Origin of the sequence: Jiangella alba (genome assembly GCF_900106035.1) — a bacterium.
Classification (GTDB): Bacteria; Actinomycetota; Actinomycetes; order Jiangellales; family Jiangellaceae; genus Jiangella; species Jiangella alba.
The window spans coordinates 3,036,057-3,048,394 of sequence record NZ_FNUC01000003.1; the positions used below are offsets into that span (position 1 = coordinate 3,036,057).

The following is a 12,338-nucleotide window of genomic DNA, read 5'->3' on the forward strand; positions in this document are numbered from 1 at the left end:
GCAACTCATGCTTCCCAGGTCACCCGCGGCACCGCTACCCGACCGCTCTACGTCACGGCGGCCGGCGGCATGGAAGTCACCGAGGCCGCACAGATCGTGTCCGCCATGGCGGACCCCATCGCATCCCTGCTGCTCTGGCCAGGGTGGACCGCCTCGCTCGCAGCCGTGAACAGCCAGCGCGCCCCCGCAGGTTCTCGTCGTGAGAGGTGATGTCGAGAAGCGGCGCGACGTGAATCGTGACGTATTCGGCGGATGCGCAGCGGGCGTGTCCGCCACCTCGGCGCTGGTCGATGCATGAGAGCAGGGCCGACATGTCGAGGACGGCGTCGGCGTCACCCCCGCCGCCTTTTACACTGACCGCGCGCGTTCGGTCCGCGCCCGGCCACAGAGGTCCGCGCCGCGTAGGCGCATGTTCTTGGTTGATCTGTTCCTGACAGCGCCGTCCGCCCCGGCGGCCGAACGATGGGAAGACGAATGACGAGAGCCGCAGGCCAACGTCGTATCTCCCCGACCGCCCGGGCGCGGTCCTGCATTCTCGCAATCGTCCTGCCAATGCTGACGGCGGGCTGCTCCGCCTCAGCCGAGCATGCCACCCAGGCCATCGACCCGGCTGCTCTCACCTTCTCGTATGAGGCGACGGCTGCGCCGGGGTACCTGGACCAGACCCTCACCATCGACAACGCGAACTCGGCATCCGTCGCGTTGACCGCGGAACTGACGCCGCTCGATGCGGACGGAGCTCCCCTTCCCGACGTCGCGGTCGAGACCGTGTACGGCAGTGAACGAGGCCGCCTCGTCCTGCCCCCCGGCGACAACGTCGACATCCTCATGTTCCACGGCGCCCGCGCCGCCGACGTGAGCGACGTTCAGGTCGAGGTCACCGGGATCGAGCCCGTGGACCATCCAGACGTGACCTCCGTCGTCGCGGCGATCCCGGTCGACAGCGCCGGGAATGAGGCCATTCCTCCGGCACCATTCAGCCGCGTCGTTCTGCAGAACGACAACGCCGCCGCTGTCTCAGTCAGCGTCCTGTGCATCGTCTGGGACAACCCCGAACCCGGTCGGTCGCAGCAGGCCCTTCAGGTCGTCGAGGTCGGCTCGACGACGGTGCCGGCCTCCGGCAGCAGTGACCTGAAGCTGTCGCCCGAGGTCGCAACGGAGATCCAGACCTACGCTGACCAGTACGCCACTAGCCTCAAGGCCGTCTTCACGCGTTGAGCGTCGCGCGTGAGTCAGAGGTCAGTTTCGGGACCGACGCGTAGATCTCGACCGCCTCGGCCGCCGCGTTCTTCAGTGCCTTCGACGCTGCGTGACGCAGGCCCCGCGCGACTGCGTCAGGTAGAGACATACGGGCGGAAGTGTCATCCCATGGCGCCGGCTGGCGGCGAAGCGTCCGGACGGCATTGACGATCGACCGGGGATGCTGCTCACAAGCGAGCATTCGATCTTCGCGGCAGAAGAGCCAAAACGGCTGCTGACCTGGGTGGGCGATACTGGGATCGAACCAGTGACTCCAGGCAACCGTGATCAGTACAGCGACCAGGCGGTATGACCTGCTGACCAGGTACGATGGAGCAGCGACAGTAGTCAATTAGAGGTACGGTCATGTACTTAGAGGTACAATCGTCGTTGCACATTCGTTGCACGGACAGGAGGTCGGAACCATGGCAACGAGACGTTGGGGTGCGGTCCGGAAACTCGGCTCCGGCCGCTACCAGGCGAGCTATCCAGGGCCGGACGGCGTGCGCCACACCGCGCGGACCGAGGACGACCGACCGCTGACCTTCACCAGCGAGAAGAAGGCCAACGACTGGCTGACCCGGACGCACGTGGCGATCCAGGAGGGCCGGTGGGTGGCGCCCGGCGCGAAGGCCAGGCCGATGACGCTGCACGAGTACGCCAAGACCTGGCTCGACGAGCGCGACCTGGAGGTCCGCAGCCGCGAGCACGCCGAGCAGCTCCTGCGCGACCACATCAACCCGGCGCTGGGCGACAAGCCGCTCACCGGCATCACGCCCGCGCTGGTGCGCGAGTGGTACGCGAAGGTGGCCAGGGCGACGACGGGCAAGTACGCCAAGCCGGACCGGCCCGTGGCGCGGGCGCACGCCTACGGCACCTTGCGCTCGATCATGCAGACCGCCGTCCACGACGAGCTGATCCCTGCCAACCCGTGCCACATCCGCGGTGCCGGACGAGCGAAGACGAAGAAGAAGGTCCGGCCCGCGACGCTGCCGGAGCTGGGGGTCATCGTCGCGGAGATGCCCGAGCGGCTGCGCGTGATGGTTCAGCTCGCAGTGTGGTGCTCGCTGCGGTTCGGTGAGCTGGCGGAGCTGCGCCGCGGCGACGTCGACCTGAAGAACGAGAAGGTCTGGGTCCGGCGCGGCGTCGTCCGCACCAGGAGTGGCCGGCTCGTGAAGACGCCCAAGAGCGAGGCGGGCATCGACGACGTGACGATCCCGCCGCACATCATCGAGGACCTCAGAAACCACCTGCGCGACCACGTCGGCAACTCCCCCGACGCACTGCTGTTCCCGGCCAGCAGCCACGGCGAGCAGCTCGCCCCGTCGACGCTGTACGGCCGGGCGAGCATCACCACGAAGACCGGCAAGGTGAAGCCCGGCCGTGGCTTCTACGGTGCCCGCGAGGTCGCCGGACGGCCGGACCTGCGGTTCCACGACCTGCGCCACACCGGCCAGACCTACGCGGCGACCACGGGTGCGAACCTGCGCGAGCTGATGGCCAGGGCGCGCCAGTCCTCTCCCGCAGCCGCGCTGCGCTACATCCACGAGGTCGACGGCCGCCAGCAGGAGATCGCCCAGCAGATGTCCGACCTGGCCAAGTCCAACGTCGTCCCGCTCCACACCCGACGAGCCCAGCCGTAGCACCTGCCGCAGGCCCTCCCCCGGCCCAGGACGGCACAACACGATCCGCCCCGGTTAGCCCACCCGGCAGCCAGGGCGGACTCGCGTATGGGTCATCGCCGGCGTGCCCCTCAAGCGCGATCCGCGCCGGTGGCGCCCGCGTATGTGAATGGGCAGGTCAGCGCAGGTCAGCCGCTCCCAAACCCGCTCGTCATAACTGTGTACACCGTCATCATCGGGAGCTAATTTCGCTCCTGAGCAAGAGGGTTCGTACAGCAGTACGAGCGACGAGGAATGAGCAACGAGGGAGCAGTCATGACCACCGCCACGGCATCCGCGCCGACCACCGCGACGTACAGCGCCGCCGACCTGAACGCCCAGAGTGCAGCCGAGCGGCACGACCCGCACGCGCTGTCGCTGCCGAAGGGCAACGACGACAGCCCGAAGCCGACGCCGCGGAAGCGCGCCGCCAAGAAGACCACGGCGAAGAAGGCGACCCCCGCCAAGAAGGCGCCCGCGAAGGCCACCAGTGTCCGCAAGACGAGCCCGGCCAAGCCCACCAAGGCGACCGGCCCGCAGCGCGTGCAGGCTCCCGACGCGGTTGCTCAGGACATCTCGCGCAGGCTGCTGGCTGCGCGTGCCGCTGGCATCCCGCGTCCCGTGCTCGCCCAGGAGTGCGGCTACACGCAGAGCGTCGTCTGGCGTGGCGAGCAGGGGCGAGCGCTGGCCTCCGAGGTCGAGGCGTTCACGCGCATGCTCGACCGCATCGACGCGGGCAAGATCACGCCTCCGGAGCGGAAGCGCGGCCGCCCGTCCCAGCTCGTCGAGCTCAAGGCCGCCGTCGACTCCGCGGTCGAGCTGATCGAGAAGGCGCGCGCCACGAAGACCGCGACGCAGCGCAACCAGCAGCTCGACCAGGCCCTTGCGCTGCTCACCCGCACCAACTGACACCCAGACGCTCGGCGGTGCCGGTCGAGTTTCCCTGTCCCCCTGGGGTGAAGCTCCCGGCACCGCCGGGTCCACGTCGTCCATCGGGCGCAACGACGCGCCCAGGAGAGGGGGAGATCATGCATCTCCACATCACGCGGCCACGGTGGCTCCGGCTGCCGCTGGCGCATCACAGGAAGACGAGGATCGCGCTCGTCACGACGGCGCTCGTCGCCGCTCTCGCGGTCGCGTTCGCCGCGTTCATCGGGCGTGCGCCCATCGACGGCGGCGTCGACAGCAACGCGTTCTCGCCGCGATTCACCCAGCAGGGCGCACAGCCGACCATGTCCGACGCGGAGTGCACGTCCTCGGTCAGCTTCTCGACGCTGCACCTCAACGTCACGAACGCGTATCCGGGCGGCTGGTGTCAGGCGTCCGGCTTTGTGCTGGTCGACGGCGGCGAGCCGGGCATCGTGACCGGCGTCAGCCTGCCAGGCTTGCCGGTCGGCTGGACGGCCGAGGTCATGGGCGGCTGCGGCACGACGATCCCGAACAGCGGCACCCAGGGGTCGCTCGTCACCGTCCGGCTGACGATGCTCGAAGACGCACCCACGACCGGCACCAGCGGCACCTTCAGCGGTGCCGGGCTGCTGGTTCAGCCGGTCTCCACGATGGCCGGCACCACGCCAGCCTGCGCGCCGTACGTCGGCGTTGGGTGACATCCGGACCGCACCACACAAGGCGGACGCCCACTGGGACTGGCGGTCCTGGTGGGCGTCCTCGATTCGCCTTAATGGGAGGCGACCGTGAACACCAACGTAGCAACCGAGGCCGGGGGTGGCGGCGATGCCACTTCCTGAATCCACCGTCCGGCTGGCCGAGCAGGTGCTGCACGGCATCGACGCCGCGCGCGCCGTGCTGGCCGCCGCGGACGACTCCCTGGACGACCTCCACATCCGCTTGACCGCGCTGCTGGAGACCGAGGAGAAGACGTCATGAAGATCGAGAATGCGGACATCCAGCACGTCGGCCGGCCCGCCATCGCGACGCTGACGCGGTTCTCGGCAACCGGTGAGGGCTGGCACTTCGACGAGGAGCTGGGCGGCACCTTCTCCCAGGCCCGGCGGCGGTCGAGCCGAAGCCGCAGTTCGCCCGTGAGAAGCACTGAGGTCCCGCGAGAGGTCATGGATACGGCTCGTCGGCTGGTCCAGCCGGGGCAGCGGATCAGAATCGTCTCAGAGGCAGCGGTCGTCATCGAGAACGTGAACGAGAGGCGGTGGTCGCGATGACCGGGGTCGCTGCCGCGATCGGCTACGTGATCGGCCTCCTGCTCATGGTCGCCGCCGCGCTCGGGCTGCTGATCCTGATTCGGTTCCTGTGGGGGTGGCTCACGTGACCGACACCGTGATCCGAGTCTCGATGGCCGTGGGCGAGCTGGCCGTGATCCTCGGCGTGAGCCTGCTCCTCGGGCTCCTGCTCGGCGTCCTCGCCACCCGGCGGCGGTAGACACACCTCGTGTGCCCGGTCCCGGCGGGCGGCCGGACCGGGCACCCCCGGTGCGTTTGGCGTCATGTGTCAGACCAGCAGGCCACAATTCTGGACATGACGAAGCCGAGGGGGTTCGTTCGAGATCGCGTGCTTGGCGTTCGCGCGTACTGGTGGCGAACGCAGAAGGTGTGGGAGCGCCAGGCGCGCTGGGTGCGGCCACTGGCCTGGCTTGTCGTGGTCGCGGCATCGGCGTGGTTGGTCAAGTACGTCTACGACCTTCTTCGCGACGAGTCCGAGCCAGATGCCGTCGCAGCCGCTATCCAGACCGGTCTTGCCGTGGCGACGATCATCCTCGTCTGGTACACCGTCCGGCAGGTCGGGCAGTCTCAGCAAGCCGCTGAGAGGGTCGCGCACGACTCGCTGCTGGAGCGGCTGGAGGCCCGCGGACCGCGCGCTGTCGTGTCGCTGGGCAAGGTCATAGCCTCGTTGAGGGAGAACGGGAAGGTGGCGAACGTCGGCCTCCTCGGCGACCGGTACGTCCTCGGTGACGATGTGCCCCTCGCGGGCAAAGAACTGCACTTGACGCTCACCTTCAGGGTCAAGGTGTTCGGGGACGCGCCGGCCTTCGCCGTGGCCGCACCCGGCACGCTGGCCGACGTGGATGAGACCACCAGGCAGGTGGTCGAGCCGGGCAGCGACGGCGTCCTTCTCAGGTTGACCACCATTCTGAAGGGTGAGCAGATCCGGGAGGTCGCGATGCAGGGTGAGTGGAAGCTGAAGCCGTTCTCACAGATGTGGCAGTCAGTCGTTGAGGTCACCGACGCGACCCACACCGTGAAGGACACGTACATCTTCCACATCGGCTGGTGGCCCTTTGAGCGCGAGGGCGTGACAACGCTGATCAGCAAGTTCGCAGCGAAGGACAAGCGACCATCGTCATTCGCGCAGGCATACAGGTCCTACGACGTTGACCTCGCGCGCACTGACCCGCCCAGGAGGTAAGGCATGGAGTGGTGGCAGACTCTGATCGTGGGCGTGGTCGTCGCGACGGTGCCCGCGATCGGCACGGCCGTCAGCCTGATCTACCAGCAGCGACGTGCAGACCAACGTGAGAGCCAGCGCCGCAAGGAGGACGCAGAGGAGCGCGAGAAGGACCGACAGCACGTGCGGGAGGACGCAGCGACCGAACGGAAGAATGCTCTGCTGGATGCCTGGCGTGAGGACCGCAAGGCTGCACACGCCACTGCCTACAACGCGATGGATGAGTACCTGCTTGGCCTTCACAACTTCTCCGGCGGGCCAGGGCTCGCTGGATTAATGCAGCTTGTGAACAAGGGTGTCTACGGCGCGCCCAACCTCAACGAGCTTCGCAATCAAGCACGCCTCGCGGTTAGCGCGCTACGCCTGGTTGCTGGCAGTGATGCTGCGCGCGGCGCTCAGGAGTGCATGGAAGCGATCCATCTCGTCTACGCCGCGATAGTCACTAGGTCGCAGATCGAACCACAAATGGGTGAACGGCTGCGCGCGGCCCGGACGTCGCTTGACGCCTACCTTGAGCTGGCGCGGCGCGACCTGGAGACGGACACCTAACAGGCAACGGAGCGCCGCGGGGTTCTGGCCTTCCATCTGTCCTGGGTACCCGCCACAATCGCGCGCATGGAGTGGTGGCAGACCCTGATCATCGCGGCCGTCCCGACGATCGTCACGGCGGCGTCCCTGGTCATCCAGTCGATGATGAACAACGGTCGCGAGGACCGGAGGCTGGCGGCAGACGCCAAGCACCGTGAAGAGGAGCGCGCGCACGCCGAGACGATGGCGCGTGAAGCGCGGGACACCGAACGTGAGGTCGCTGCTACGCAGCGGAAGGACGACGCCGATGCCGGTTGGAGCGCCGCGCATGTTGAGATGCTGACGGCCTTGGACGAGATCTACTACAAGCTCAACGAGTACAAGCAGCAGGTCACCAGCCAGCCCCGCGTTTTGACGTTCCTGGCCGCCGAACCTCGCATCTCCCGCCTGATCGCCGCGCACAGCGTGATCAGAGTGGTGCCGGGGAACGACCTCGTTCTCGGTGATCTCGACCCCATCGTCGACATGCTCGTCGACATTCACGCGAAGACCGTCGATTCACAGAACCCGCCTGGCGAACTTGCGCTGCTCGACAACTACGCGGCGATGCGAGCCAAGTACGTCGACATGATCGAAGTTGTGCGTCAGCAACGTTCCGGCTGACCGGCGGGAATCTAGTGTGTGCCCGGGACGCGTGGGTTGCGAGGAGGGCCGGGGTCGACACGCCTCATGGCACCGGCCCTCCCCGCGCTTCCGGCCGGGGAACCGCGGCGTCGGTCCCAGCCCTCCGACGCCTCCTCCTGGCCGGAGGACCCGGCGCAGGCGGGAACAGTCGCCCGCGCCGGGCCACGTACGTCACACACCCGCATCCGCGCCGCCGCGTGCGTCCCAGGACCGCAGCTCGGCCTCGACCTCGTCGGCCTGGCGGTCCAGCTCGGCCTCGGCCGCGGCGTCGACGGAGCCACGGCGGGAGCGGATCCGGCCGCCCGCGAGCTGCACGAGCCTGCGGGCGACGCCCGCACCGATGCCGAACTCGGCCGCGACCTCGACGAGGGTGGAGCCGGCCTCGTAACGCTCACGCGCCCGCGGGGCGAGCCGCACCCGTTCGTCCTCGGTGAGCTGGCGGTAGGTGCGATCCATCACGGCTCCCTCGTGTCCCAGCCGTCTTCGAGCATGTCAGCCGCGCGGAGGTGCTCGACCGCCTCGGCCGCGACCGCGGGTGGGCACGTCTTGAGCACGCCCTCCAGGGTCTGGCCGCGTGCGTCCCAGTGTGGACCGAGCAGCCGCAACGCCGCGCCCAGGTGGTGAGCCCGGTAGGCGGTCAGCTGGGCCAAGGCCGCCTCGCGGCGCGCGACCTCGGCGCGTTCCTCGGGCGTCGAGTTGTGCAGGATCTCGGCCGCCGTCTCGTCGCTGTAGTGGCCGTGCAGAGCTTCCTGCAACGACGTGACCACGTGCTCGCGGACCTCATCGTCGGGTGGCCGGCTCATCGTGCCACCTCCTGGTCGGTGCTGATCGGCTCGGCGACGGCGCGGCCAGTGCAGGGGGTCTTGGTGCGGTGCCCGATGACCAGCCGGGCCGCGGCAGCGGCACCCGTGACGTGGCGGCGGTACCCGCAGGTGTCGCAGTGCACCCGGTAGCGGCGCTGCCGCACGGTCGCGGCCGCCACGGCTCGGCGAAGCTCCTTCGGCCGGTCAGGCCACGTCGGGGCCGTCATCCGGACCCTCGTCATAGTGCACCTCCCACGCGGGAGCGTCGTCGGGCTGGTCGCCGCAGTCGTCGACGCACTGGCCGGTGTCCGGGTCGGTCCGGCCCTCACAGGGGCAGCGCTCGTCTCGCCAGTGCAGCGGTGTGACCACCACGTCGGCGAACCGGCCGTATGGGCACTCGAAGGGGTGAAGGCCGGCGAACGCCTCGGCGGTCACGGCATCCGGAAGCTGGGCGCTGGTCCGGCAGCGGGAGCAGCGCGCGAAGTGTGGCCGATGCGGATCGGGCACGATGGGCCACATCGCGCGCATCACCGCCACGGTGGCGGCGTCGTCTCGGCTGTCCACGGGCTTCTCAGCGCCCCGTGCCGAGTCCGGCCAGCCGGTCGGCCTGCTCGGAGGTCAGCAGCGCGGCGTCGTAGGCGACACCCGACGCCGTCATGGTCCAGTGGGCGGGCGGCCGGCCCGACGACGTCAGGGCGGACAGGTCCGCTCGGACCTGGGCCTGGGCTCGCGCCCGCTCACGACGGCGGCGCTGCTGCCGACGAGCGGCCGACGCCGCCGCTGCCTGCGTCACGGAGGGCAGGTCCTCGGTGAACCCGGCGCGGCTGCGGGTGGCCTTGGCAGCCTGATGCACGGACGGCAGCTCGTCGACGAAGGCCGCGCCCTCGGTGAGCTTCCGCTGGGCCAACGCGTCGACGGGTGACAGCGCAGTCACCCAGCCAGACGCAAGCGGCCCGGCCCTGACGATGCCGCGCCGGACGGGCGCTACGCGGCGGCGGCGATCGCGAGATCGGTTGAAGTCAATCATCGTGGGTCTCCTCGGGAGGTGTGGTGGGTGGGGCGTCGGTCTCGTTCCGGCTGGACAGGTCGACCCGGCCGACGTTCGGCAGGTCGGCGTACGTGAGGAAGCGCGGCCCGGCCGACGACGACGAGGGGCTCTGGAAGGCGGCTGCCGCGTGGTCTTCGGTGCCGTCGTCGGTCCGCGCCCCGGCCACACCTGAGGAGGTGGCGCTCGGCCGGGGCGCGGAGTCGGTGAGCGGCTCGGACCGGGCAGGTGGCAGCGGGCCGTAGTTGTTGAGGCACGTCGGGCAGCCGCACGGCGCGCCGCGCCGGGCCTCCGGATCGGTGCGTGAGCCGCCGGGGGGCGAGCTGAAGCCGGGAGGCAGCGCGCGGGCCGTCGGCCAGACCGACCGCGGGTAGCTCGGTACGCCCGGTTCAGCGGACAGGCGGACCGCGTCCGGGAACGGCAAGACGGCGTTCCGCGCGACGGTCGTGCTTGGGTTGTCGGCCACGGCCAGCAGCGCGTCGATGAACGACTGCGCCGCCCACCGCAGGAAGGCGTTGCGGGGCGATGAGTACAGGCCGAGGTCGCCGCGCGGCTCCAGGCCGTCGATGTGATCGGTGAGGATGTGCATCACCGCGCCGAGGGCCAGGGAGATCCGCTTCGCGTCCTCGTGGATCTGGCCGACCTTCAGCTCGACCAGCTTCGTGATGGCGGCGGCCTTGCCCATCGAGACGACGCGCTCGGCGGTCGACATCAGCATGTCGAGGTCGCCGGCCGACATGTCCTCGCCCCCGATCAGGCGCTCTTTGAGGTAGCGGTGGACGACGTCGGCCGTGTTGATCGCGTCGAGGATCGCGTCACCGATCGGGCGGGGGTCGCGGCTGGCAACATCGGCCAGCAAAGCGCGCGCCCTCGCGGCCACCTTGACCTGGGGAGCGCCGGCGCCGTGCATGTGGCACACCGTCGAGCCGGGGATGGCGTAGAGCTGGCAGGGCTCGCCGGTGGACTTGGCCGTGACCGAGCACCGGACGGATGGCAGCCCGTACCTCTGCGCGGATGTCGCGACGACCACGTGGACCTCCTCCCACCACGCGCTCCTGAAATCCACAGTAATTCGATGTGAATTCCAAGCAGGCCGTATGCACCAGGGCGACGGTCAGCAAGGGTCCGGCGGCCTGGCGGCTGGGGCTGCCGACCGCCAGGCCGCAGCTGAGGTGCCACCAGTGGCCGGCTCACGAGCTGGACCGGGCTGGGTCGGCTAGTCGCGGAGGCCCGGCTCGTGAGATCGGGAGAGGATGGGGCATGGAGACGATCATCGGCGCACTGATCGCGCTCTTCGGCGTGGTCGCGGTTCAGCTGTGGGTCGCCTGGCGTGAAAGCGCCCGCTGGAAGCGCGAGGTGGCGCGGCGCTTCCACGACGACCGGGCGAAGGCGTACACCGACTTCCTCACGGCGGCCAGCCGCTTCGCGTCGGGTATCGCGGACTGGAGGCTGTCATCACGCGACCAGATCCCGCCCTCCGTGTGGATGGACTCCAGCGACCTCGACGGCCTATACGACCTCCTGGTCCCGATCAAGGTCTTCGGCACCGACGAAGCGGCGAAGCTCGCTGAAGAGGTCGTGAACGAGGTCTGGCGCCTGGGGCAGGACGACGGCGACTCCTACAGCACCTACCAGGTGGCCGAGGCGAAGCTCATCCGGCAGATCCGCGTGGACCTCGACATCTCGCCCGTCCAGGCACCGACCGATCCGCCGGACTGACCGACCGCCAGGCCGTAGCTGGCTGGTCACAGGTGGCCCGCTCTCGGGTCGGCAAGGCTGGGTCGGCCGGATCGGTCCAGGTGGGGAGGCCGACTCGTCAGCCGTCCTCGGACAGCAGCGCCTCCAGCTCCCGATCATCCACGGTCTCCGGGGTCGGATCGTGCCCGTCCAGGAGGTGATCGGCCCGGATCGAGAGCTCGATGATCGCTCGCTCGGCGTGGTCGAAGAGGTCGATGTCGAGCAGGCCGGAATCCCTGTCGCGGACGAGCTGCGTCCGGAGCTCGTGGAGCTGCACCTGGAGGTCGATGAGCTGGGCAGCCGGATCGGCCACGGCAGCCACCCCCTTACTGCTGATGATGGTCTGACTGCTGGCGACAGTAATCAGGTGGCAACGCCTGTCCAGTTCGCAAGTGGTGCACTAGCACACCGGGGCAAAACGCCTGGTCGCGCCCGGCCGGTAGCCGGGATGATGACGTCTAGGGCGGGTCCGATTCGTCGCGAGCCGGTCGATCCAGCGATTACCGCCGCTGACACCCTAGGCTTCAGCCATGACCGAGGCTTCGCCGTCGACCACGAACACGCCCCGAGTGGGTGAGTCCGCCCCGCTCACGCACGGCATCTGCATGCGCTGCTGGCCGGTCGCGCTGGACCCGAAGACGATCGCGATGTGCGGCATGCCCGCGTGGCCCGAAGGTGCCCGGCCGCACCTGTGCGACTACCCGGCGTTCGCCTGCGGCTGCGTGCCCTGTGTCGTGTGCACCGAGTTCCAGGGTGCCGCCTGCCCGACCTGCGGAAACCGGGGTCGAGCGCTCTAGGCGGCCCGCTCTGCTATCGGGCGGGTACTGGTATCCAGCCAGTACCACCCAGCCCCGCGACCAGGGCACCAACCGAGTGGTGTCGGCACGTGCAACGGGTGTGCAACGGACCGGGCTGGTTGATCTTGGTTTAGCCAGGGGAATGAGAAACGGGAAAGGCGAGACGCACGCGGGTACGCGGGCACAAAGCGAGTGAGTCGAGGGTGAAATCGACTGTAGGTCGATGAGCGTCGAGGGCCTGGAGGCTGCGCGAACCCCATACCTACGCTAAGTTGGAACGAAGGCGAGCGGGATGGTCCGTATGTGTGCGACATGCGCATACGCATAATGTGTGCACGTACGAGAGCGGCAATGCTGACTTTCTTCGTTCCAACATTCCAACTTTGCTTTATCTACCACTCTGACCAGGCACTTCTTCCGGTTCGCG

The 12,338-nt window shown here is 68.9% G+C and carries 18 protein-coding genes; 11 read left to right on the forward strand and 7 right to left on the reverse strand.

What is annotated here, in order from left to right; translation table 11 throughout:
* Positions 1 to 552 precede the first annotated feature (552 nt).
* The 9 genes from BLV02_RS16335 (at position 553) to BLV02_RS16370 (ending at position 7,508) form a co-directional block, all read left to right on the forward strand.
* Complete coding sequence (locus BLV02_RS16335; protein ID WP_069111652.1) at positions 553 to 1,218, forward strand: hypothetical protein; 666 nt, start codon at positions 553 to 555, stop codon at positions 1,216 to 1,218.
* A 446-nt stretch (positions 1,219 to 1,664) separates the two neighbouring features.
* Positions 1,665 to 2,882 carry a site-specific integrase gene (locus tag BLV02_RS16340; protein ID WP_069111651.1) on the forward strand — a complete coding sequence of 406 codons (1,218 nt, stop codon included), beginning with the start codon at positions 1,665 to 1,667 and terminating at the stop codon, positions 2,880 to 2,882.
* A 294-nt stretch (positions 2,883 to 3,176) separates the two neighbouring features.
* Positions 3,177 to 3,809 carry a hypothetical protein gene (locus BLV02_RS16345; protein WP_069111650.1) on the forward strand — a complete coding sequence of 211 codons (633 nt, stop codon included), beginning with the start codon at positions 3,177 to 3,179 and terminating at the stop codon, positions 3,807 to 3,809.
* A gap of 119 nt (positions 3,810 to 3,928) precedes the next feature.
* Positions 3,929 to 4,507: a hypothetical protein gene (locus tag BLV02_RS16350; RefSeq protein WP_069111649.1), complete on the forward strand. Its 579-nt coding sequence runs from the start codon at positions 3,929 to 3,931 to the stop codon at positions 4,505 to 4,507.
* A 127-nt stretch (positions 4,508 to 4,634) separates the two neighbouring features.
* Entirely contained in the window at positions 4,635 to 4,787 is a 153-nt protein-coding gene (locus BLV02_RS36560) for a hypothetical protein (RefSeq protein WP_171906745.1), read from the forward strand.
* Positions 4,784 to 5,077 (forward strand): hypothetical protein, encoded by a 294-nt coding sequence (locus tag BLV02_RS16355; RefSeq protein ID WP_069111648.1) that lies wholly within the window; start codon positions 4,784 to 4,786, stop codon positions 5,075 to 5,077. The genes BLV02_RS36560 and BLV02_RS16355 overlap by 4 nt, the downstream gene beginning before the upstream one ends.
* A 313-nt stretch (positions 5,078 to 5,390) precedes the next feature.
* Positions 5,391 to 6,278 carry a hypothetical protein gene (locus tag BLV02_RS16360; RefSeq protein ID WP_141711590.1) on the forward strand — a complete coding sequence of 296 codons (888 nt, stop codon included), beginning with the start codon at positions 5,391 to 5,393 and terminating at the stop codon, positions 6,276 to 6,278.
* 3 nt (positions 6,279 to 6,281) lie between these two features.
* Entirely contained in the window at positions 6,282 to 6,866 is a 585-nt protein-coding gene (locus BLV02_RS16365; protein ID WP_069111646.1) for a hypothetical protein, read from the forward strand.
* Between the two features lie 66 nt (positions 6,867 to 6,932).
* Positions 6,933 to 7,508, forward strand: coding sequence for a hypothetical protein (locus BLV02_RS16370; protein ID WP_069111645.1), 576 nt, complete (start codon positions 6,933 to 6,935; stop codon positions 7,506 to 7,508).
* Between the two features lie 192 nt (positions 7,509 to 7,700).
* Here BLV02_RS16370 and BLV02_RS16375 read toward each other — a convergent pair whose 3' ends face one another.
* The 6 genes from BLV02_RS16375 to BLV02_RS16400 form a co-directional block, all read right to left on the reverse strand.
* Positions 7,701 to 7,985: a hypothetical protein gene (locus BLV02_RS16375; RefSeq protein WP_069111644.1), complete on the reverse strand. Its 285-nt coding sequence runs from the start codon at positions 7,983 to 7,985 to the stop codon at positions 7,701 to 7,703.
* Positions 7,985 to 8,332 carry a hypothetical protein gene (locus BLV02_RS16380; protein WP_069111643.1) on the reverse strand — a complete coding sequence of 116 codons (348 nt, stop codon included), beginning with the start codon at positions 8,330 to 8,332 and terminating at the stop codon, positions 7,985 to 7,987. The genes BLV02_RS16375 and BLV02_RS16380 overlap by 1 nt, the downstream gene beginning before the upstream one ends.
* Positions 8,329 to 8,511, reverse strand: coding sequence for a hypothetical protein (locus tag BLV02_RS16385; protein WP_069111642.1), 183 nt, complete (start codon positions 8,509 to 8,511; stop codon positions 8,329 to 8,331). Before BLV02_RS16385 ends, BLV02_RS16380 begins: the two co-directional genes overlap by 4 nt.
* Positions 8,512 to 8,536: 25 nt before the next feature.
* Entirely contained in the window at positions 8,537 to 8,869 is a 333-nt protein-coding gene (locus BLV02_RS16390; protein WP_143045064.1) for a hypothetical protein, read from the reverse strand.
* 34 nt (positions 8,870 to 8,903) lie between these two features.
* Positions 8,904 to 9,266: a hypothetical protein gene (locus BLV02_RS16395; RefSeq protein WP_069111640.1), complete on the reverse strand. Its 363-nt coding sequence runs from the start codon at positions 9,264 to 9,266 to the stop codon at positions 8,904 to 8,906.
* An 85-nt stretch (positions 9,267 to 9,351) separates the two neighbouring features.
* Positions 9,352 to 10,407 carry a hypothetical protein gene (locus tag BLV02_RS16400; protein ID WP_069111639.1) on the reverse strand — a complete coding sequence of 352 codons (1,056 nt, stop codon included), beginning with the start codon at positions 10,405 to 10,407 and terminating at the stop codon, positions 9,352 to 9,354.
* Positions 10,408 to 10,637: 230 nt separating this feature from the next.
* Here BLV02_RS16400 and BLV02_RS16405 point away from each other — a divergent pair, with 230 nt between their 5' ends.
* Positions 10,638 to 11,096 carry a hypothetical protein gene (locus BLV02_RS16405; protein ID WP_069111638.1) on the forward strand — a complete coding sequence of 153 codons (459 nt, stop codon included), beginning with the start codon at positions 10,638 to 10,640 and terminating at the stop codon, positions 11,094 to 11,096.
* A gap of 97 nt (positions 11,097 to 11,193) precedes the next feature.
* On the opposite strand, the gene BLV02_RS16410 is transcribed toward BLV02_RS16405, so the two are convergent.
* A complete protein-coding gene (locus BLV02_RS16410) occupies positions 11,194 to 11,427 on the reverse strand; it encodes a hypothetical protein (RefSeq protein WP_141711589.1) in 234 nt (77 codons plus the stop codon).
* 217 nt (positions 11,428 to 11,644) lie between these two features.
* On the opposite strand from BLV02_RS16410, the gene BLV02_RS35690 reads away from it, so the two are divergent.
* Positions 11,645 to 11,911, forward strand: coding sequence for a hypothetical protein (locus BLV02_RS35690; RefSeq protein ID WP_141711588.1), 267 nt, complete (start codon positions 11,645 to 11,647; stop codon positions 11,909 to 11,911).
* Positions 11,912 to 12,338 lie beyond the last annotated feature (427 nt).